The following is a 19,423-nucleotide window of genomic DNA, read 5'->3' on the forward strand; positions in this document are numbered from 1 at the left end:
AGCACGTGAGAGTCGCCGTCACCGGAGCGAGCGGAGTGGTCGGCCGCGGCGTCGCCGCCCGGCTGCTCAGCCAGGGCCATGAGGTCGTCGGGTTGGGACGCCGTCGGCCCGCAAGCTGGCCGAGCTCAGTCGATTTCGTTGAGAGTGATATTCGTGACGCCGCCGCGGTGCGGCGCGCCATCGACGGTGCCGAAGTCGTCGCACACTGCGCGTGGGCGGGTAGCCCGCTCACCGACGAGCAGACCGGCCGCCAGGTCAACCTCGACGGCACCGCCAATGTGCTCGCCGCGATGGCCGATACCGGTACCCGGCGCATCGTGTTCGGTTCGTCAGCACTCGTCTACCGCGGTCGCCCGCCCTCGGCGCCGCCGGTGAGCGAACGTGACCACACCGGCCCGGCATCGGTGCATGCCCGCGTCGAGCACATGCTGGCAGCGTCCGGCGCCGAATGGGTGGCCATCCGCTGCGCGCTCATCCTCGGCCGCGATGTCGACAATTGGGTGCGCCGGCTGCTGGGGGTCCCCCTGCTGCCCGGTATCGCCGGGTGCGATCGGCCGCTGCAGGTGGTGCATACCGACGACGTGCATCGAGTGTTCGTGTGGGCGATCCTCGACACCGCCGCGCCCAGCGGGCCGGTCAACCTCGCGGCGCCGGGTGAGTCGACGCTGCGCGACATCGCCGCTGCGATTAGGCGCCCGATAGTGCCAATCCCTCGGAAGTACAAAAGATTTCGGCGATTCGTGCCCGGATGGCTCGCCGAGCTGGAGACGCTCTCCAGTGCGCCGCTGATGGAGACCTGCAGGCTGCGCGAGGTGTCGGGGTTCACGCCGGTGTGGCACGCGGCCGAATGTGTCGACGACTTCGCGCTGGCCGTGCGGGGGCAGGTCAGCCTGGGCACACGCATGGTGTCGCTGCCGTGGCGGCTGCGCCATGTGCCGGACATCCCCGCGGCGGACGCCCCGGCCGCCGACGGAGTGGTGCCCAGATTGGCCGGCCCGGAAGGGCTCAACGGCGAATTCGACACCCCCATCGACCCGCGATTCCCGACTTTTCTGGCCACCAACTTGTCGGAGGCACTACCCGGGCCGTTCACGCCGTCGTCGGCGTCGGTGACAGTGCGCGGCCTGCGGGCAGGCGGTGCGCTCATCGCCGAACGGCTGCGCCCCGGCGGGCTGGTTGAGCGGGAGATCGCGATACGAACCGTCGCGGTGTTCGCGCATCGGCTCTACGGCGCTATCACGTCTGCGCATTTCATGGCCGAGACCGTGCCGTTCGCCAAACCGGCGACGATCGTGGCCAACAGCGGGTTCTTCGGTCCCAGCGCGGCCGCGTTGCCGATCTTCGGCGAGCAGCGGCTGCCCTCGCCGTCCAGCCGCGTGGCCAAACCGCTGCGCACCCTCCGCAATATCGGGGTCTTCGGTATCAACCTGGTCGGTCTGAGTGCCGGCGCTGCCCGCGAAACCCGGGACTACATCAGCGATATCGCGCGGCTGGAGAGATTGGCCGGCGACGATCTCACCCGGCTGGACGAGCGGCGGCTGCTCAGCCTGATCCTGCTGGCCCGTGATCACGTGGTGCACGGCTGGGTGCTGGCCTCGGGATCGTTCATGTTATGCGCCGCGTTCAACGCGATGCTGCGCGGGTTGTGCGGGCGAGCCACTGCGCCACCGGCGGGACCGGAGCTGGTCAGTGCGCGACCGCTGGACGCGGTCTACCGCCTGGTGACCGCAGCCCGCCGTGATCCGGTTGTCAGTAGTCTGCTTGCGCAGCCGGGTAAGCACCTAGACGCGCTGGCCGCGCAGGCCCCGGATTTTCTCGCCGCGCTGCGCGCCGAGTTGGCATCGATCGGACACCGCGGCCCGGCCGAGGTGGAGATGCGGGCAAGCACCTATGGCGATGACCCGGAGCTGCTGGTGTCGATGGTGGCCAAGTCGTTGCGCGCAGCCGCGACACCGCGGCCTGAACATCAGGCTATTCCGTTGCGGGCCCGGCCCATTGCCGTGCTGGCAGCAAACCAGCTGCGCGGCCGCGAGGTTCGTCGCGACACGATGGTGCGCGCCATCTGGGTGCTGCGGCGGCTGCTCCGCGAGTACGGGCGCCGCCTTGCGGACCGCGGTGTCTTCCGGACCGCCGACGACGTGTTTTACCTGCTGGTCGATGAACTCGACGCATGGCCGCCAGACATTTCGGCCCTGGTGGCACGCCGCCGCGCCGAACAACGCCGGCTGGCCACGGTGGCTCCTCCCGCGGTCTTCAGCGGCAGCTGGCAGCCGGGCAGCACCTTGGCGACTGTCTTGGCCCCCGGAGAAACCCTGCACGGTGTGGGCGTGTGCGGCGGAAGGGTCCGGGGCCGGGTGCGTATCGTGCGCCCGGAGACCATCGACGAGCTCGAGCCGGGTGAGGTCCTGGTGGCCGAGGTGACCGACGTCGGGTATACCGCCGCGTTCTCCTATGCGGCCGCAGTGGTTACGGAGCTGGGCGGACCGATGTCGCACGCCGCGGTGGTGGCCCGCGAGTTCGGGTTCCCCTGTGTGGTGGATGTCGCGGGCGCGACGCGGCGGCTGCCGCCGGGAGCGCTCGTGGAGGTCGACGGCGCTGCGGGGGAGATCCGGCTGCTGGAACTCGCCGCCGACGACTCGTCGCTGCCGTGGACTGACCGCAACCGCATGCGGCCATAGCAGGGTCAGCAGCTGAACTTTGCTCCGACGCCGTCCGGAGGCGGAACCGGACGCAGGCAGCCGAAGGGTTCGACACCGGCGGCGGCGAGCCGGACCGCCGACCGATAGGCGTAGTTCACACAGAACAGGCCGACGTGATCGGCGCGGCAACGAAAATCACCGAATGACAACGACGAGCCGTCCGGCAGCTGCGGTCCGTCACCGTCGATGAACGGCCCCGGATCAGCACGAGCCGATCCGACCTGCAGGCTTGAGCCGCTGAAATCGACCCAGCCGCCCTTCCATTCGCCGTAGGCTGTCGCCGGGCGCGGCAGCGGTGTGGACAGATCGACCAGGCAGGACAGCGTTGCGCCGCTGTGTTTGGTGTCGGTCATGCAGCGAACTTTGCCGGCCGGGCCTGAGGGGCCCGTGAACGCGATGTCGTCGCCGAGTTCGGTGGTGGTGCCGTCGCGGATCGCGCTGTGATAGCGGGCCGCGTCGGCGGGGGCGGCGGCCTCCACCCAGGCGATGACATCGGCGATCGGCGCGCCCGCCCCCGGGGCGCTTCGCGGCACCGGCGGCTTGGCCGGGGGCGCGGCGACGGGTGCCGTGGTGGACAGGGACACGGTGGTGGTCGGATGCGAGTGACTGCCGATGGCATGTGAACACCCGGCGACCAGCAGCGACACCGCGACCAGCATGCTGACCCGCATGCGGCCAGGTTAGCCGCCGCGCGTAGCTGACCTGCCGTCCACGCCCAGCGTGGCGCCCGGCTAGCGTCAACGCATGCACAGACGGATCGTTCGGGTTCACACCGCCGCCGGCAGCGTCGAAGGTTTCACCCGCGACGGGGTGAACCGCTGGCGCTCCATTCCGTACGCCCGCCCGCCGGTCGGGCCGCTGCGTTTCCGCGCCCCGCAGCCAGCTGAGCCCTGGCCGGGTGTGCGGGACTGCCACAGGTTCACCGCCTGCGCACCCCAGCAGCGCCGCTACACGATGATCGGCCCGGGCAAGTACCAGCCCACAAGCGAAGACTGCCTCACGCTCAACGTGGTGACACCGCGGTCAGCCGGCAGCCAACCCCTGCCGGTCATGGTTTTCATCCACGGCGGCGGTTACATTCTGGGCAGCTCAGCCACCCCGCTGTATGACGGCGCATCGCTGGCCCGCCGCGGTTGTGTATACGTGTCGGTGAACTATCGGCTCGGGGCTCTCGGCTGTCTTGACCTGTCGTCGCTGTCCACCCCGGATATCACCCTCGACAGCAACCTTTACCTGCGCGATTTGGTGATGGCACTGCGCTGGGTGCACGACAATATCGCACAGTTCGGCGGCGATCCCGGCAATGTCACCATCTTCGGCGAAAGCGCAGGTGCGCACGCAGTCGCCACTTTGCTGGCGGTGCCCGCAGCGGAAGGCCTGTTCCGCCACGCGATTGCGGAAAGCCCGGCCACGGGTATGGTGCGCTCGCGTGAGGTCGCGGCCGAGTTCGCGGCCCGCTTCGCCGATCTGCTGGGGGTACACCGGCGAGACGCTGCCCATGCCCTGATGCGGGTGCCGGCTGCCGAGCTGGTGAAAGCGCAACACCGCCTGATCGATCAGGGCATGCGTGACCGATTGGGCGCCTTCCCGATCGGTCCGGTGTTCGGTGACGACTACCTGCCCCTCGACCCCGTCGAGGCGATGCGGAGCGGCCGGGCGCACCGGGTGCCGCTTATCGTGGGCACCAACGCCGACGAAGGCCGGCTGTTCACCCGTTTCCTCGGACTGTTGCCCACGACCGAGCCGATGGTCGAAGAGCTGCTCGCCGATGTGGACCCGGCCGCACGGGAACGCATTACCGCTGCCTACCCCGGCTATCCCAACCGATCCGCCTGTATCCGGCTCGGCGGCGACTTCGCTTTCAGCTCGGCCGCCTGGCAGATCGCCGAGGCACACGGCAGCCACGCACCCACATACGTGTACCGATACGATTACGCGCCGCGGATGCTGCGCTGGTCGGGTCTGGGAGCCACGCATGCCACCGAGCTGCTCGCTGTTTTCGGCGTCTACCGCACTCGGCTGGGGTCGCTGCTGACCGGTATCGCTGATCGGCACACCGCACTCCGCGTCACCGACGACGTGCAGCGGCGCTGGCAGTCCTTCAGCCGCAGCGGAGTGCCGGGCGAGGACTGGCCGGCCTACACCGCGGCCGACCGTGCCGTGATGGTCTTCGACCGCCGGACGCGTGTCGAATACGATCCGCATCCCGAGCGCCGAATGGCGTGGCAGGGCGTCTCGCTGGCGCGCTGACGAGCGGTACGAGTTTTTCGGTTGTGCTGCGCGGGCGCCGACGGATGTGATTGCGTGAACGGGTCATGACATCGCACGCGGAACCGTGGCACACGCGCGCGTTATCGGCAACACCGAGCAGGTCATCGCGGGCCCGGCTGAGCTGAGCGCCTCCTGGCTGACCGCGACACTTGGAGCCGGAACCGTCGCCGATTTCAGCGTCGAGCGCATCGGCACCGGCCAGATGAGCGAGTGTTACCGCGTGGGGTTGCGCTACGCCGACGGCGCCGACGGGCCCGATTCGGTGGTGCTGAAGGTCGCGGCTGCTGATCCGGTCAGCCGCCAGACCGGAGTGGCGCTCGGCCTCTACGAGCGCGAAGTGCGCTTCTGCCGCGATATCGCGCCCCGCCTCGGCGGGCCGGTTGCGCCGTGCTATCACGCCGCGTTCGACGCGGAGGCGTTCGATCTGCTGCTCGGTGACGCCGGGCCGGCGACCGTCGGCGACGAAATCCGAGGCACCACAATCGAACAGGCCCGACTAGCGGTCACCGAGTTGGCTCGCATGCAGGGTCCACTGCTCGGCGACAGCACGCTGGCCGAAACCGCATGGCTCACCCGCGACGCGCCGATCAACCAGGCGATGATGAGCCAGCGCTACGCCGGCTTCCTCGACCGTTACGGCGATCAGATCGCGCCGCAGTACCGCACGGTGTGCGACCGCCTCGTGACCGCGTTCGACGACTACCTGGCTGTGGGATGGCTGGAATGGAACCGCAACCGCGCAAGCTAGGCGGGACGCCCCCTGACATTTGCCATCGTCTGATGACGCGAGCATGCTCGGCGGCGTGCAGCACAGCGCGGCCGGTGCCGGCCCGCCGATCGTCGTCATGGGTGTGTCGGGTTCGGGCAAATCGACGGTAGGTGCGGCGCTGGCGCGCCGCTTACGGGTGCCGTTCGCGGATGCCGACGCCCTGCACCCGCCGGCGAATATCGCCAAAATGCGTGCCGGTGAACCACTGACCGACGAGGACCGCCATCCGTGGCTGGACGCGGTCGGGGAGTGGCTGGCTGAGCACAGTGACGGCGGGGTGATGAGCTGCTCAGCGCTCAAGCGCACATACCGGGACCAGCTCCGTGCGCGCTGCGCGCCGATCCGGTTCGTGCATTTATCGGGTTCACCGGAGCTGATCGAACGCCGCCATGTGAGCCGGCCGGGGCACTTCATGCCGACGGCGCTGCTCACCTCGCAGTTCGACACCCTCGAGCCGCTCGGCCCCGATGAGCGTGGTGTGGTCATCGATGTCAGTGGGACTGTCGAAGCGGTGGTCGAGACCGTCCTGGCCCGGTCGGGTATGACCGATCGATCACCGCACCCTAACAGCTGACCACCTGGGTGCCGCCGGCCAATTCGTCGTGTTTGCCCTGTTTGGTGGGGCTGGCGCTGATGGTCACCGCGATGACGATATAGGCGATCAACGCCAGCAGATTACCGATGTAGGGGAACAGCGTCAGCAAGGTGAAGGCATTGCGTATCGCGGACTGCTTCGCGTCGGGTTTGGGCAGGTTCCCGGCACCGCGCACCGCCAGGCCGAGCATCATTTTGCCCGGGGTGGCGCCCCGGGTGACTTCGAAGAGCACAAAATAGCCGAACATGAGAACACCGGAGAACAGGCCGGTCGCCAGCACCCAGGAGTCGGGTGCGAGCAAAACAACCGAAAGCATAAACGCTGCGAGGTTCACCAGGATGCCGTCGATGAGGCGGGCCAGCAAACGTACGCCAAGGCCGGCGGGATGTGGGTGCCGCGGCAACGGGGGAGGCGACGGGGGAGGATAGGCCCCTGGCCGGTCGTAGGAGGACGGGGGAAAGTTGACGTCGTCGGTTGTCATCAGATCTGCTCCTCGGCGCCTCGGTGTGCGTCAATCTACCCGGCCGGGGGAGCGCCGGGCTGGCTGCGGCGCCGTGACGGAGAACTAGCATCTGTACCGGGACCACCGGCCGCCCGAACGGTGGCGTTTCCGCAATCCGGTAATGATGGATGAACTTCTGGTCGCGATGGTGGTGGCCGTGCACTTCGGCTTCCTCGGGTACGTGCTCGCCGGCGGTTTTGTCGCGCTGCGCTGGCGGCGCAGCATCTGGCTGCACATGCCCGCGGTGAGCTGGGGGATAGTCACCACGGTCGCACACCTCGACTGCCCGCTGACCTTGTTGGAGCGCTGGGCTCGCGCCAGGGCCGGGATGGCGCCGCTTCCCCCGCAAGGATTCATTGCGCACTACATCACCGGGGTGATCTATCCGGCCGGTTGGGCGGGCGGTGTGCAGGTGTGTGCATTCGGGATCGTCGCACTGTCGTGGCTGTTATATCTCCGCCGCTATCTCCGCCCGTATTTCCGCCCCGGGCGCCATGGCGGGCTGCTGTTACGACATGGCCGGTAAAACGCCTGCGCTGCCGGGGGCAGCCTGGTCATCGCCGGGGCCCGCAGCAGAGCCCCGCGGCGACCGCGCAGAACAGCGGCCAAAGTCAGTGTTTGCGCCGGAGTGGGAACCGTCTGCGTGGGCTATCGCGCCGGGCAGTATCGGCCAGACGGCTGCCACGTCGGCGGGTCAGCCCGGTTCCGCGCTGGCGGGCGGTTTGGGCCAGTTCCGTCCCGCGATCGCGGGCGATCTCAGCCAACTGGCCACCGCGTGCACGGGCAGCCTCCAGCAGGGGTGTGGTCTTCTCAACCGCCGTGCTGGCCAGCTCGCGGCCATGTTCGGCTCCTCTGGCCAGACCACGGCCGATCTTCTCACCGAGGTCGGAGTCCACCAGCATTCGATCGGAGGTGTGTGACGGCAGCGCTGCAGCGAGCGCGCCCGGGATCCGGCCTGCCACCTGGCGACCACGCCACCCAACCGATGGTTTGCCCGCGGTATCCGCGGCCGCGATCATCAACCCACCCAGCAGGCTTAAGTCGGTCAAAAACTGACGCCGTTTCTGCGCCCTGCGTTCAGGATCGATTTCGCTCCAAAACATGTGCGTACCAAGGTTTCCCGGAATCACCGTGCATGCCAGCGCGGCGGCGGCGAAGCGGGGCATTGTGCCGGTCGCAAGCAAGACGCCGCCGCCGATCTGGACGGCGGCGTTGATCCGGGCAAACGTTTCGGCGTCTCGCGGGATTTTGCGCTTAACCGGCTCCGGCAGCGACTGCAAACCGTCCAGTGCTGGCCGGGCGGCATCCGCGGCAGCCTTGGGATTTCGCAGTGAGTCCACTGCCTGGCCGACGAATGCCGCTGACAACAGTGGTCGTGCGATTCTGCGGATAACCATGGGCAAGGGGATTCCCCGGCTCACCGGCGCGCAAACCGCCCACCGTAGTCTCGAACCTCATGGCAGTGTTATTTGTCCGGTGCGCCGTACCTGCCCGGTGTCGCTCATCACGCGCTTTCAGGCGCGCAGGCGATTAGGTTCAGGTCATGGTGACATCGTCGCGAATCGACCGGTTGTTTGAGCTGGCGGATCGGGTTCCCGGATTTATGCCCGCTGACGAAGGACGGGCGCTGCACGATGCTGCCCTCCGCTATTTCGACCACGGTATCGGTGTGGAGATCGGGACGTACTGCGGCAAGTCGGCCGTGCTGTTAGGCGCGGCGGCGGTCAGCCGCGACAGCGTGCTCTACACGGTCGACCACCACCACGGATCCGAAGAACACCAGCCTGGGTGGGAATACCACGACGCGTCGCTGGTCGACCCGGCCACCGGGCGTTTCGACACGTTGCCGAGATTTCGTCGCACCCTCGATGACGCCGGACTAGACGACAATGTGGTGGCGGTGGTGGGCAAGTCGGCCGTGGTGGCGCGGGCCTGGCGCACACCGCTGCAGCTATTGTTCATCGACGGCGGCCACACCGAGGCAGCCGCCCGGCAAGACTTCGACAGCTGGGCACCATGGGTGACAGTGGGCGGCGCGCTGATCATCCACGATGTGTTCCCCGATCCGCGTGACGGCGGACAGGCACCCTACCGAATTTATTGCCACGCAATCGCAAGCGGCGAATTCCGCGAGGTTTCCGCGACGGGGTCGTTGCGCGTACTGGAACGCACAGCCAGCGCCCCGGCGGCGCGGGCCGGGACGGCCCGATGAGGACCGAGGTAAATAAGGGAAGGTCCGACGGTTAACGATCCGTTGGGCTGCTAACGCATTCGCAGTCGTAGTCGCCCTCCAGGCCGCGTGGCAGATCGGTGCCGCGGAAGATGCCGCTGCCCGGCGTGGTGCGGGACAACGCGTCCGCTGCCAGGATCACCGCCGCCCCGGTCCAAGTCGTCCGCTCGACCGGCCACCGCTTGCCGTCAGTGAACACCAGGCCGGTCCAGTAGGAACCATCGGCTTCCCGCAAATGCTGCATAGCCGCGAACAGCTCCAACGCGGTCCGCCGCGTGCCCATGGCGTCGAGCGCCAGCACTAATTCGCATGTTTCGGCACCGGTGACCCACGGCCGGTCATCGACGCAACGAATACCCAGGCCGTCCACCACGAAATCAGACCAGCGCTCGGCGATCCGGGCGACCGCAGCGTGACCGCGAAGTGCACCACCCAGGACGGGGTAATACCAGTCCATCGAGTGGTGCGGCTTCGGCGTGAACGCCCACGGGTGCGCGCAGATCGCGTGGCCCAGACGGCCCAGGGCAACCTCCCACTCGGGTTGCGGCTCGTCGACGTAGTTCGCCAGGGCCAGCGCGCAGCGGATACTGTGAAATACACTGGCGCTGCCGGTCAGGAGCGCCTCGGGGACAGGTCCCGAGGGCCCACGCGCCCAGGCGATCTCGCCACCTTCGAGCTGTAGCTCGAGCACGAAGTCGATCGCTGACCGCACCGTCGGCCACATCGCCGTGGCGAACGCCCGGTCGCCGGTGATCAGCACGTGGTGCCAGACACCGACTGCGATGTATGCGCAAAAGTTGCTGTCACTGTTGGCGTCTTCGACCACTCCCGAACGTAGCTGGATCGGCCAGGACCCATCGGGCCGCTGCTGCTCGCGGCACCAGTCGAACGCGTGACGCGCCGGTTCGATCAACCCTGCTGCGGTAAGAGCCATCGCGCATTCGACATGGTCCCAGGGATCGGTGTGCCCGGTTTCTGACCAGGGGATCGCGCCGGATGGTTCCTGCACAGCCGCAATCGACTCTGCTGTTTGCCGGCATTGCGATGCAGACACGATGCCGGGCACACCCGGCGCTTCTGCGCTGTTATACCAATTCAACGGCGTGAACCGGTTTCTCGAAGTACAGCGCGACACTCTTGCCGATCAGCGGGTTGAGCAGGGTCTCGGCCAGCCGGGTGAGCCTGGGCTGCTCCGTCATGTCCCACACCAGCATCTTGTGATATGCGGCAACGACGTGATGGGTTGAATTAGACACGCCGACGAGGCATTTGAGCCACCAAAAGGGTGTATGGAGACCGTGTGCGAAATGCGAATGGGTGAATTTCAGCCCCGCGCGGGTGACCTTGGCGCGCAGCCGGCTTGCCCGATAGATCCGGATATGGCCGCCTTCGTTGCTGTGGTATTCGCGGGAGAGCAGCCAGCACACCTGTTCGGGCAGCCACCGCGGGACCGTCACAGCGAGTTTGCCGCCAACCTTGAGGACGCGGGCCAGTTCGCCGATCAGCTCGGTGTCCGCGGGAATGTGCTCGAGGATTTCCGACGCGATCACGCAGTCGAACGTTTCGTCAGGGTAAGGCAGGGCCAGCGCATCTCCGAGGACGGTCTCGGCATGCGCTGAGGCAGGCGCTTCACCGGCCTCGGCCATGGCACGCAGCACGGTGTTGACCTGGTCCAGTTCAGCAGGGTTGTGGTCGAGAGCGATAACGTCGGCGCCCCGCCGGTAGGCCTCGAAGCTGTGACGCCCGGCACCACACCCCACGTCAATGACTTTGGTTCCGGGGCCGACGCCGAGCCGGTCGAAATCTACTGTCAGCACGGCTCGCCCAGCGCCCTGGCGGCATCGCGTTGCTGGGTGTTGCGGGCGACGGCGCGTTCGTACACGTGTACTGTCTGGGCGGCAACCGATTCCCAGCTGTACACCGCGAGCGCCCGTCGGCGGCCGGCTAATCCGAGCCGGCGCCGCTCGTCAGGAGAAGACAACAGGTCATCGAGCACGCGGATCAAGTCGTCGGTGTCGCCGGGCCGGACCAGCCTGGCGCACATTCCGTCGGGCCCGAGAACTTCCGGCAAAGCGCCGGCGCGGCTGGCGACGATCGGCGTGCCGCTCGCCATCGCCTCCACAGCCGGCAACGAGAATCCCTCGTATAGGGAAGGGACACACGCGATCTCGGCTGAAGCAAGCAACTGCGCGAGTTCAGTGTCAGAAAGGCCGCTGGAGGTGTGCACGATATCGGAGATGCCGAGTTCGGCGATCAGTTTTTCAGTGGGCCCATTGGTTTCGAGCTTGGCGACGAGTTGCAGTTCAATGTCGTGCTCGGTCCGCAACTTGGCGACGGCGCGCAATAGGTGACCAACGCCCTTGAGTGGCCGGTCGGCGCTCGCGATTGCGATGATGCGACCGGGGATTCGTGGCTGCGCTGACGGGGTGAACACGGTGGTGTCGACCCCCAGCGGCACAACGGACAACTGCGCCAGGCTGACCCCGAAGTCGGTGGCGATATCGGCGGCTGACGACGTCGAGACCGTCAGCAGCTCCGGGATGCTGCGTGCCACCCGTTCTTGCATCTTCGAAAAGCCATACCATCGATGCACCAACGGCTTACGCCACCATGGTGCCGCTGCGAGGTCAAGCAACCGATCACGGGTGATGGGGTGGTGCACGGTGGCCACGACCGGTAGGCCCATCGCGGCGATCTTGATCAGTCCGGTGCCCAGACTTTGATTGTCGTGCACCACATCAAAATCGTTTCGGCGCTGAGCAAGTATTCTGGCGGCACGCAAGCTAAAGGTACGTGGCTCGGGAAATCCGGCGGTCCACACCGTGGCGAGTTCGAGAAGGTCGATACGGTCTCGTATTTCACGAGGATGCGGAATGCGAAAGGGGTCAGGCTCGCGATAAAGGTCGAGGCTGGGCACCTTGTTCAGCACGACCCGCGGGTCGATACCTTCGGGATAGGGCTGACCGGAGAACACTTCGACGTGATGGCCGAGTTCGACCAACCCCTGACTGAGATGACGGACGTAGACCCCTTGCCCGCCACAGTGCGTCTTGCTGCGGTAGGAGAGCAGAGCGATCCGCATGCTCAGGACCGTTCCGCATCGGCATCGCGGGCAGACATCGTCGTGGAACCAGCACGAAGATCGGCACAGAGATGTCTGGACACGTGTCTGGACTATAATTTGACAAGCTACGTGATGCAACGCGCCGGGTGGTCTTCAGCGAGGCGTGGCAAGGGAACCTCACCCGGCGGTGTGTGAGCTAAATCAACCTCATGCTGTGACGCGCGTCATTGCATAGTCAATCTATTTTAGGCGAGTTTGACCTCGTTACTTGCTATTACTTGCTGTCGCTGCGCCGTGGAGCCACCCGTGCCGATTAACCTGCCAAATCTGGAATTCGCCTACGACCTGACGCTCGACGAGGTCCGTCGGCGCAGCGCTGTGCTGGAGGCAATCGGGGAGGGCTGGGATCCGATTCGGGCGCTAGCCGAGGAAGAGCAGGCGTACGCGATGCTGTATTCCAACCTCGACGCCGAGCAGCAGCGCTATTACGACGAGCTGGTCAGGGCCGGCGTGCTGCCGGATCGGGTGGCGGGCCATGCTGCCGATTGACCCGGATGCCGACAGGAGCCGGCGGGCCTGGGTAGCCTGCCCGAATTGCGACCACGGTGTGGGGTGTCAGGACTGCCTGCAGGGTCGCAATTGCCCGGCCCACTGGCAGTACCTGATCTCCAACCACGCCACCGTCGTGCATCTGCAGTGCCCGAGCTGCACGCATCTGTGGTCACTCGACACCAGGACGCGACGCCGGGTCGCCTGACGGGCTACCCGCGCCGGCCCACGGCGATACGGTGGCCGTATGCGCGCGTTGATCATCGTCGACGCCCAAAACGACTTCTGTGAGGGCGGCGCGTTGCCGGTGCCCGGCGGTTCCGCGGTGGTGCGCGCCATCAACAGCTATTTAGCCGCCGCGCCGGGCTATCAGCATGTCGTGGCCACGCAGGACTACCACAGAGATCCGGGTGACCACTTCTCCGAGACCCCGGACTACTCGACGTCCTGGCCGCCGCACTGCGTCGCCGGAACCCGGGGCGCGGAATTTCACCCCGATCTTGATACCCGCCCGATCGAAGCGGTCTTCAAAAAAGGCGCCTACAGCGCCGGCTACAGCGGGTTCGAGGGCGTCGATGCGCAGGGCACCCCGCTACTCGAGTGGCTGCGCCAACGCGGGGTCGACGAGGTCGACGTGGTCGGCCTCGCTACCGACCACTGTGTGCGCGCAACGGCCGAGGACGCCGCGCGCGCAGGGTTTGTCACCCGGGTGCTGCTGGGTCTGACGGCCGGTGTGACACCGAAATCCACGGCAGCCGCGCTCGAGCAGATGCGCAGCGCCGGCATCGCATTGGTCGACACCGGGTGATGGCGCCACGGGATCCCGGTCTGCCCGCGGCGGTCGACCCATTGCCGCAGGCGGCAGCAACACACCGGTATACCCGGCCGCGGTCCGGTTCAGCCGCACTGGTTCTCATCGATGTCCAACGTGATACCTACGCCGAGGATGGTGCGCTCCCAGTCGAGGGAACGCGCGAAGCCATTCCGGCGATGGCCAGATTGGCACAGGCGTTCCGCGCACGCGGTTCGCCAATCGTGCACGTCGTGCGCCTGTACCGGCCGGACGGCTCGAATGTGGAGCTGGTGCGCCGCGAGGCGATCGAGCGGGGAGCGCGCATGCTCGCGCCGGGCAGTGCGGGCTCACAGATCGCACCGGAGTTATTGCCCAACGCGGTCACGCTGGACCATCAGTTGCTGCTGGCCGGTGGTTTCCAGCAGATCGGCCCACGCGAGCACGTGATGTACAAGCCCCGCTGGGGCGCCTTCTACCAGACCAAGCTCGAATCGTACTTACGTGAAAATAGCTGTGACACAGTTGTCTTCGGGGGATGCAACTTCCCCAACTGTCCCCGCGCGTCGATCTATGAGGCATCCGAGCGTGATTTTCGGATTCTCGTGGTTTCCGACGCCGTGTCGGGACTGGACGACCGGGGCATCGAAGAATGCCGCCGAATAGGGGTCTCGGTGTGCGAGCTATCCGCGACACTGCACTGGCTGGCCGGCGGCCCACGGGCGAGCACCAACGTCGACGACGCCGCCCAGGGCCCCGGGTAGCCGGCGGGCGGCGACGCTCGCCCGTGGGCCGCCGGCACTCGCCGTCGCGCCGCGCGGCGGCGCCGGATCGGTAAGCTCGTCGCGACAGTCTCGTGCTGAGTGCCCCATGCGCAGCGGCTGCTGCGCGGGCCAGCAAAGGCGACGCCACACCCACTGTGAATACCGGCCACGATTGAACCAAGATTGACAGCGTCATGCTCGACAAACCGTTCGGACGGCGGACGCTGCTGCGCGGTGCCGGTGTGCTCGGCGCGGCGTCGCTGGCGACGTGGTCTGCTGGATGCGGCGCCGGCGACGATGCACTGACATTTTTCTTCGCGGCAAATCCGGAAGAGGCCGACGTTAGGCTGCGGATCATCGACGCGTTCGAGCGCCGCCACCCTGGGATCAAGGTGCGGGCGGTGTTGTCCGGGCCGGATCCCTTCCAGCAGATGTCGACGTTTTGTGCCGGGGGCAGATGCCCGGACGTGCTGATGGCGTGGGAATTCAGCTACGCCGAATTGGCTGACCGGGGGGTGCTCTTGGACCTCGATACCCTGCTAGCCCGCGATCCCGGTTTCGCGGCCGAACTCAAAGCCGACAGCATTCCCCCGCTGTATGAGACCTTCACGTTCAACGGTGGCCAGTATGCGTTCCCGGAGCAGTGGTCGGGGAACTTCTTGTTCTACAACAAGCAGCTGTTCGCCGAGGCCGGGGTGGATCCACCGCCCAGCCGGTGGCAGCAGCCGTGGAGCTTCGGTGAATTCCTCGATGCCGCCCGCGCTCTCACCAAGCGCGACCGGTCCGGACGGGTCAGTCAGTGGGGGTTCGTCGACACCTGGGTCGCTTGTTACTCGGCGGGGCTGTTCGGCATGAACAACGGGGTGCCGTGGTCCACCCCGCGGCTAAACCCCACTCATCTCAATTTCGACAACGCGGCGTTTCTCGAGGGTGTTCAGTTCTACGCCGACTTGGCGACCCGATACAAAGTCGCGCCCACCGCATCCGAAACACAGTCGATGTCGACCATGGACCTGTTCTCGTCGGGCCGGGCGGCGATGGCGCTTGCCGGGCACTGGCGATATCAGACCTTTGACCGGGCAGAGGGTCTGGATTTCGACCTCACCATTTTGCCGACCGGCCCCAAGTGCCGGGCCGCGCGCTCCAATATCGGCACCACGGGGCTGGCCATCGCAGCCAGCAGCCGACGCAAGCAGCAGGCCTGGGAGTTCGTGAAGTTCGTCACCGGACCCGTCGGGCAGGCCTTGATCGGCGGATCCGGGCTTTTTGTGCCGGTGCTGCGCTCTGCGATCGAATCGGCCGGCTTTGCCGAGGCGCACCGCCGCATCGCCAACCTCGCGGTGCTGACCGGCGGGCCCGCCCATTCCGAAGGGCTGCCGATCACCCCGGCGTGGGAAAAGATCAACGCGCTGATGGATCGTAACTTCGGACCCGTTCTGCGTGGCACGCGGCCGGCGACATCGTTGGCCGACGGACTGACGCACCAAGCCGACGAGGTATTGCGCAGTCCATGAGCACCGTTGATCAGCCGATCCACGCCGCCGAGCGACCGTCGCAACGACGGGCCCGGGCTGGTTATCTGTTCATCGCACCCAACCTGGCCGCGGTGGCGGTGTTCATGCTGTTCCCGCTGGGATTTTCGCTCTATATGAGTTTCCAGGAATGGGACCTGTTCAGACCCGCGAGGTTTGTTGGCCTGGCGAACTTCCACAACCTCTTTACCGCTGACCCGCTTTTCCCCATCGCGATGCGTAACACGGTGGTGTTCACCATCGGGACGATCGTGCCGACCGTGGTGATCAGCCTGGTGGTCGCCGGGGTACTGAACCGGAAAGTCAAAGGTATCGGCATTTTCCGAACCATCGTGTTTTTGCCGCTGGCGGTGTCGTCGGTGGTCATGGCGGTCGTGTGGCAGTTCGTGTTCAACACCGATAACGGGCTGCTCAACATCATGCTGGGTTGGATCGGGATCCGCCCGATCCCGTGGCTGATCGACCCGAAATGGGCCATGGTGTCGTTGTGCCTGGTCAGTGTGTGGCGAAGCGTGCCGTTCGCCACCGTGGTCTTGCTGGCTGCGATGCAAGGGGTTCCGGAGAGTCTTTACGAGGCAGCAAAAATCGATGGCGCCGGGGAGATCCGGCGGTTCGTCTTCATCACCGTGCCGCTGATCCGGGGCGCTCTGTCGTTCGTGGTGGTGATCTCGATCATTCACGCGTTCCAGGCTTTTGATTTGGTGTATGTGCTGACCGGGCGCAACGGCGGTCCGGAGACCGGGACCTACGTGTTAGGTATCATGCTGTTCCAGAACGCGTTCGCCTTCTTGGAGTTCGGATACGCATCCGCGCTGGCGTGGGTGATGTTCGCCATTTTGCTCGTCTTGACCGTGTTGCAGCTGCGGCTGGCGCGCCGGAGCGCTTGGGAGGCCGATCGTGGGCTTGGTTGAACGAGTGACCAAATTCGGGATCGTTCGTGCCGCAGCGCTTTATCTCGGGCTGACCGCCATCGCGTGGTGCGCGTTATTCCCGATCCTGTGGGCGGTGTCGGGCTCGCTGAAGAAAGAGGGAGAAGTAACCGAACCGAGGCTGTTTCCCGCTCATCCGCGATGGTCGAACTACACCGAAGTGTTCACCCTGATGCCTTTCTGGCGGATGTTCCTCAACACCGTCGTGTATGCGGGATGCGTCACGGCCGGCCAGGTGTTCTTCTGTTCCTTGGCCGGATATGCCTTCGCGCGCCTGCAATTTCGTGGCCGCGATGTGTTGTTCATCGTGTACCTGGGCACCTTGATGGTGCCACTGACCGTGACGGTGATCCCGCAGTTCATCCTCATGCGGATCGCGGGGTGGGTGGACACCCCGTGGGCGATGATTGTGCCGGGATTGTTCGGCAGCGCGTTCGGCACTTATCTTATGCGCCAATTCTTCCGGACCCTGCCGGCCGAGCTCGAAGAGGCGGCGATCCTCGACGGCTGCTCACCGTGGCAGATTTACTGGCGGATCCTGTTGCCCCATGCGCAGCCAGCGGTCATGGTGCTTGCGGTGCTCACCTGGGTCAACGTGTGGAACGACTTTCTGTGGCCACTGCTGATGATTGAGCGTAAGAGCCTGGCCACGCTTACTCTCGGACTGGTGCGGCTGCAAGGTGAATACGTTGCCAGGTGGCCGGTCCTGATGGCCGCGTCGATGCTCATCCTGCTGCCGCTGGTCGTCGTGTACGCAGTCGCGCAACGGGCCTTCATCCGTGGTATCGCTGTCACCGGACTCGGTGGTTAGCTCCTGAAGAGAGTGGAGATTCCGACAGCATGGCGTCGGTAAGTTTCGAAGAGGCGACGCGGCAATACCCCGGCGCAAAGCGGCCTGCGGTGGACCACCTGGACTTGACAATCGGCGACGGCGAATTCGTCGTGCTGGTGGGTCCTTCCGGATGCGGCAAGACGACGTCACTGCGGATGGTGGCGGGATTGGAAACTCTGGACTCCGGACGTATCCGTATCGGTGAACGTGATGTCACCAATGTTGACCCCAAAGACCGTGATGTGGCGATGGTATTTCAGAACTACGCGCTTTACCCGCACATGACGGTGGCGCAGAACATGGGGTTCGCTTTGAAGGTAGCCAAGACACCGAAAGCGGAGATCCGTGAGCGGGTGCTTGATGCAGCGCGATTGCTTGACCTGCAACCATTCCTGGATCGCAAACCCAAGGATCTCTCCGGTGGGCAGCGCCAGCGGGTGGCGATGGGCCGCGCTATTGTCCGTCGCCCGCAGGTTTTCCTGATGGACGAGCCGCTGTCGAATCTCGATGCCAAGTTGCGGGTGCAAACCCGCGCTCAGATCGCCGCTCTGCAACGCCGGCTGGGCACCACCACCGTCTACGTCACCCATGACCAAGTCGAGGCAATGACTATGGGGGACCGCGTCGCGGTGCTGCGCGACGGTGTGCTGCAACAGTACGCAACACCGCGAGAGCTTTACCGAACCCCCGCTAATGTATTCGTCGCGGAGTTCATCGGCTCTCCGGCGATGAACCTTTTTACCCTTCCGATCGCCAACAGCTCAGTAGCGCTGGGAGACTGGCGGATTCCAGTGCCTCGCGAGGTCACCGACACTACCGGCGAAGTCGTCATCGGGATCCGGCCCGAACACTTCGAACTGGGCAGCCTCGGCGTGGAGATGGAGGTCGACGTGGTAGAGGAACTCGGTGCTGACGCGTACCTCTACGGCCGCATCACCGGGCCGGGCCCCGCACTTGACCGCCCCATCGTCGCCCGGGCCGACGGACACAACCCCCCGCAACGGGGCAGCCGGCTGCGCCTTAACCCGCAGCTCGGACACGTGCATTTCTTCGGGCGTGACGGCCGGCGGATCCGGTAGGCAGGCTGCCCTGTTGTCTATCAGCCGAACACTGAAAAGCCATTCGGTGAACAACAGGTGCTACAGATGACCATCGGGTTAACAGATTTCGCCTGAGCGTTGCGCCCGGTTCACAACGCGGATACTTCCTTGATACCGCCAGCAGCACGCCGACGTGTCGGGAGGTCCTCCCATGATGCGACCCGCCAGATCAGGACCCGCGGCGATGCCGTCCCGCGTAATCGAGTACGCTCGCCGGGGCCGGGATAACCAGCGACGGGAACCGCGTCGGCTACCCAGAACCTCCGCACGTCGTCGGCTGCAGCCGGCGACCACGACGACGTGTCCGATACACCCGGGGGACGCGGCCCAAGCTGGTGTCTTCGAAGGTCTGCTGCGAGCCGAAATGGCTGAACTGCGGCACATGGCGACAGTCATGACTCCGCGTTTGTCCGCGGCGAACGCCGCCGGCCAGCTACCCAACAACCTCGTGGAGCTGATCGTGCGCATGGAGGAAGTGAACCGGCTCCTTGCGGCGTTGCGGAGTCGGTTTCACCCTCAGCTGTCGGATGACGAACCCGCCGTTCCGGCGGGCTCTGCGGCCAATCCGGTTCGCTGTCCTGCGCATTGACTCGACAATTCCCGTGCGGCCACGATTTGCCGAGCCCGAAACCCCGGTGGCGTCGGGTACCGCATCACTTAATCCGGCACAATGCCGCCGGTGCCGCTAAGCTCACTCACGCAAGGGCCCAACCGGCATGTTTCGGTCGCAGCACTCAGCGCTGCGGTATGTTTTGGGCCGCAGGCATGGGAGCTCTGGCGATGCAGCCTCAGTGTGG

At 65.9% G+C, this 19,423-nt stretch carries 19 protein-coding genes and 1 pseudogene; 14 read left to right on the forward strand and 6 right to left on the reverse strand.

The features are described from left to right. Positions 1-5 precede the first annotated feature (5 nt). A complete protein-coding gene (locus tag G6N08_RS15650; RefSeq protein ID WP_163758767.1) occupies positions 6-2,678 on the forward strand; it encodes a PEP-utilizing enzyme in 2,673 nt (890 codons plus the stop codon). A gap of 5 nt (positions 2,679-2,683) precedes the next feature. Here the strand turns inward: G6N08_RS15650 and G6N08_RS15655 are convergent, their stop codons facing one another. Beyond that, positions 2,684-3,370 carry a hypothetical protein gene (locus G6N08_RS15655; RefSeq protein ID WP_163758769.1) on the reverse strand — a complete coding sequence of 229 codons (687 nt, stop codon included), beginning with the start codon at positions 3,368-3,370 and terminating at the stop codon, positions 2,684-2,686. Positions 3,371-3,443: 73 nt separating this feature from the next. Between G6N08_RS15655 and G6N08_RS15660 the strand changes: the two genes are divergently transcribed. The 3 genes and pseudogenes from G6N08_RS15660 to G6N08_RS15670 all read left to right on the forward strand — a co-directional run bounded on the left by G6N08_RS15660 (position 3,444) and on the right by G6N08_RS15670 (position 6,313). Further along, on the forward strand, positions 3,444-4,949 hold the full coding sequence (locus tag G6N08_RS15660) for a carboxylesterase/lipase family protein (protein ID WP_163758771.1): 1,506 nt from the start codon (positions 3,444-3,446) through the stop codon (positions 4,947-4,949). An 85-nt stretch (positions 4,950-5,034) separates the two neighbouring features. Continuing rightward, positions 5,035-5,679: pseudogene (locus G6N08_RS15665) on the forward strand (protein kinase family protein); the annotation flags it as partial. A gap of 82 nt (positions 5,680-5,761) precedes the next feature. Next, complete coding sequence (locus tag G6N08_RS15670) at positions 5,762-6,313, forward strand: gluconokinase (RefSeq protein ID WP_163758772.1); 552 nt, start codon at positions 5,762-5,764, stop codon at positions 6,311-6,313. Here G6N08_RS15670 and G6N08_RS15675 read toward each other — a convergent pair. Then, positions 6,303-6,815, reverse strand: coding sequence for an RDD family protein (locus G6N08_RS15675; RefSeq protein WP_163758774.1), 513 nt, complete (start codon positions 6,813-6,815; stop codon positions 6,303-6,305). The genes G6N08_RS15670 and G6N08_RS15675 overlap by 11 nt on opposite strands. A gap of 145 nt (positions 6,816-6,960) precedes the next feature. Here G6N08_RS15675 and G6N08_RS15680 point away from each other — a divergent pair, with 145 nt between their 5' ends. Continuing rightward, the gene (locus G6N08_RS15680) at positions 6,961-7,362 is read left to right on the forward strand and encodes a DUF2784 domain-containing protein (protein ID WP_163760720.1); all 402 of its coding nucleotides are present in this window, start codon (positions 6,961-6,963) and stop codon (positions 7,360-7,362) included. Positions 7,363-7,447: 85 nt separating this feature from the next. On the opposite strand, the gene G6N08_RS15685 is transcribed toward G6N08_RS15680, so the two are convergent. Next, positions 7,448-8,233: a DoxX family protein gene (locus tag G6N08_RS15685; RefSeq protein ID WP_163760722.1), complete on the reverse strand. Its 786-nt coding sequence runs from the start codon at positions 8,231-8,233 to the stop codon at positions 7,448-7,450. 146 nt (positions 8,234-8,379) lie between these two features. Here G6N08_RS15685 and G6N08_RS15690 point away from each other — a divergent pair, with 146 nt between their 5' ends. Continuing rightward, on the forward strand, positions 8,380-9,048 hold the full coding sequence (locus tag G6N08_RS15690) for a class I SAM-dependent methyltransferase (protein ID WP_163758776.1): 669 nt from the start codon (positions 8,380-8,382) through the stop codon (positions 9,046-9,048). A 31-nt stretch (positions 9,049-9,079) separates the two neighbouring features. On the opposite strand, the gene mmpH is transcribed toward G6N08_RS15690, so the two are convergent. From mmpH to manT, 3 genes are read right to left on the reverse strand one after another with little or no spacing between them, the layout of a single operon-like run. Next, positions 9,080-10,132 carry an MMP endo-(1,4)-3-O-methyl-alpha-D-mannosidase gene (gene mmpH, locus G6N08_RS15695; protein WP_503826684.1) on the reverse strand — a complete coding sequence of 351 codons (1,053 nt, stop codon included), beginning with the start codon at positions 10,130-10,132 and terminating at the stop codon, positions 9,080-9,082. Between the two features lie 19 nt (positions 10,133-10,151). After that, the gene (locus G6N08_RS15700) at positions 10,152-10,883 is read right to left on the reverse strand and encodes a class I SAM-dependent methyltransferase (RefSeq protein WP_163758780.1); all 732 of its coding nucleotides are present in this window, start codon (positions 10,881-10,883) and stop codon (positions 10,152-10,154) included. Then, complete coding sequence (gene manT, locus G6N08_RS15705; protein ID WP_163758782.1) at positions 10,877-12,148, reverse strand: MMP alpha-(1->4)-mannosyltransferase; 1,272 nt, start codon at positions 12,146-12,148, stop codon at positions 10,877-10,879. The genes G6N08_RS15700 and manT overlap by 7 nt, the downstream gene beginning before the upstream one ends. A 288-nt stretch (positions 12,149-12,436) precedes the next feature. On the opposite strand from manT, the gene G6N08_RS15710 reads away from it, so the two are divergent. The 8 genes from G6N08_RS15710 (at position 12,437) to G6N08_RS15745 (ending at position 19,215) form a co-directional block, all read left to right on the forward strand. Then, complete coding sequence (locus G6N08_RS15710; protein ID WP_371869037.1) at positions 12,437-12,679, forward strand: DUF6400 family protein; 243 nt, start codon at positions 12,437-12,439, stop codon at positions 12,677-12,679. 247 nt (positions 12,680-12,926) lie between these two features. Beyond that, a complete protein-coding gene (gene pncA, locus G6N08_RS15715; protein WP_163758784.1) occupies positions 12,927-13,487 on the forward strand; it encodes a pyrazinamidase PncA in 561 nt (186 codons plus the stop codon). Then, on the forward strand, positions 13,487-14,233 hold the full coding sequence (locus G6N08_RS15720; RefSeq protein ID WP_163758786.1) for a cysteine hydrolase family protein: 747 nt from the start codon (positions 13,487-13,489) through the stop codon (positions 14,231-14,233). Before pncA ends, G6N08_RS15720 begins: the two co-directional genes overlap by 1 nt. A 194-nt stretch (positions 14,234-14,427) precedes the next feature. After that, complete coding sequence (locus tag G6N08_RS15725; RefSeq protein ID WP_163758788.1) at positions 14,428-15,747, forward strand: ABC transporter substrate-binding protein; 1,320 nt, start codon at positions 14,428-14,430, stop codon at positions 15,745-15,747. After that, positions 15,744-16,676 (forward strand): carbohydrate ABC transporter permease, encoded by a 933-nt coding sequence (locus tag G6N08_RS15730; protein WP_163758789.1) that lies wholly within the window; start codon positions 15,744-15,746, stop codon positions 16,674-16,676. Before G6N08_RS15725 ends, G6N08_RS15730 begins: the two co-directional genes overlap by 4 nt. Continuing rightward, on the forward strand, positions 16,663-17,505 hold the full coding sequence (locus G6N08_RS15735) for a carbohydrate ABC transporter permease (RefSeq protein WP_163758791.1): 843 nt from the start codon (positions 16,663-16,665) through the stop codon (positions 17,503-17,505). The genes G6N08_RS15730 and G6N08_RS15735 overlap by 14 nt, the downstream gene beginning before the upstream one ends. Before the next feature lie 29 nt (positions 17,506-17,534). Continuing rightward, positions 17,535-18,605, forward strand: a complete 1,071-nt coding sequence (locus G6N08_RS15740; RefSeq protein ID WP_163758793.1) for an ABC transporter ATP-binding protein — start codon at positions 17,535-17,537, stop codon at positions 18,603-18,605. A gap of 403 nt (positions 18,606-19,008) precedes the next feature. Next, entirely contained in the window at positions 19,009-19,215 is a 207-nt protein-coding gene (locus G6N08_RS15745) for a hypothetical protein (RefSeq protein ID WP_163758795.1), read from the forward strand. The last annotated feature ends 208 nt before the right edge of the window (positions 19,216-19,423 follow it).

Source organism: Mycobacterium botniense, from assembly GCF_010723305.1.
Classification (GTDB): domain Bacteria; phylum Actinomycetota; class Actinomycetes; order Mycobacteriales; family Mycobacteriaceae; genus Mycobacterium; species Mycobacterium botniense.

Excerpts from the sequence above, each read along its gene's own strand:
- G6N08_RS15655 (WP_163758769.1), bottom strand. The coding sequence starts at position 3,370 with ATGCGGGTCAGCATGCTGGTCGCGGTGTCGCTGCTGGTCGCCGGGTGT.
- G6N08_RS15680 (WP_163760720.1), top strand. The coding sequence starts at position 6,961 with ATGGATGAACTTCTGGTCGCGATGGTGGTGGCCGTGCACTTCGGCTTC.
- manT (WP_163758782.1), bottom strand. The coding sequence starts at position 12,148 with ATGCGGATCGCTCTGCTCTCCTACCGCAGCAAGACGCACTGTGGCGGG.
- G6N08_RS15745 (WP_163758795.1), top strand. The coding sequence starts at position 19,009 with ATGGCGACAGTCATGACTCCGCGTTTGTCCGCGGCGAACGCCGCCGGC.
- pncA (WP_163758784.1), top strand. The coding sequence starts at position 12,927 with ATGCGCGCGTTGATCATCGTCGACGCCCAAAACGACTTCTGTGAGGGC.
- G6N08_RS15685 (WP_163760722.1), bottom strand. The coding sequence starts at position 8,233 with ATGGTTATCCGCAGAATCGCACGACCACTGTTGTCAGCGGCATTCGTC.
- G6N08_RS15660 (WP_163758771.1), top strand. The coding sequence starts at position 3,444 with ATGCACAGACGGATCGTTCGGGTTCACACCGCCGCCGGCAGCGTCGAA.
- G6N08_RS15740 (WP_163758793.1), top strand. The coding sequence starts at position 17,535 with ATGGCGTCGGTAAGTTTCGAAGAGGCGACGCGGCAATACCCCGGCGCA.
- G6N08_RS15675 (WP_163758774.1), bottom strand. The coding sequence starts at position 6,815 with ATGACAACCGACGACGTCAACTTTCCCCCGTCCTCCTACGACCGGCCA.
- G6N08_RS15725 (WP_163758788.1), top strand. The coding sequence starts at position 14,428 with ATGCTCGACAAACCGTTCGGACGGCGGACGCTGCTGCGCGGTGCCGGT.
- G6N08_RS15730 (WP_163758789.1), top strand. The coding sequence starts at position 15,744 with ATGAGCACCGTTGATCAGCCGATCCACGCCGCCGAGCGACCGTCGCAA.
- G6N08_RS15690 (WP_163758776.1), top strand. The coding sequence starts at position 8,380 with ATGGTGACATCGTCGCGAATCGACCGGTTGTTTGAGCTGGCGGATCGG.
- G6N08_RS15720 (WP_163758786.1), top strand. The coding sequence starts at position 13,487 with ATGGCGCCACGGGATCCCGGTCTGCCCGCGGCGGTCGACCCATTGCCG.
- G6N08_RS15670 (WP_163758772.1), top strand. The coding sequence starts at position 5,762 with ATGCTCGGCGGCGTGCAGCACAGCGCGGCCGGTGCCGGCCCGCCGATC.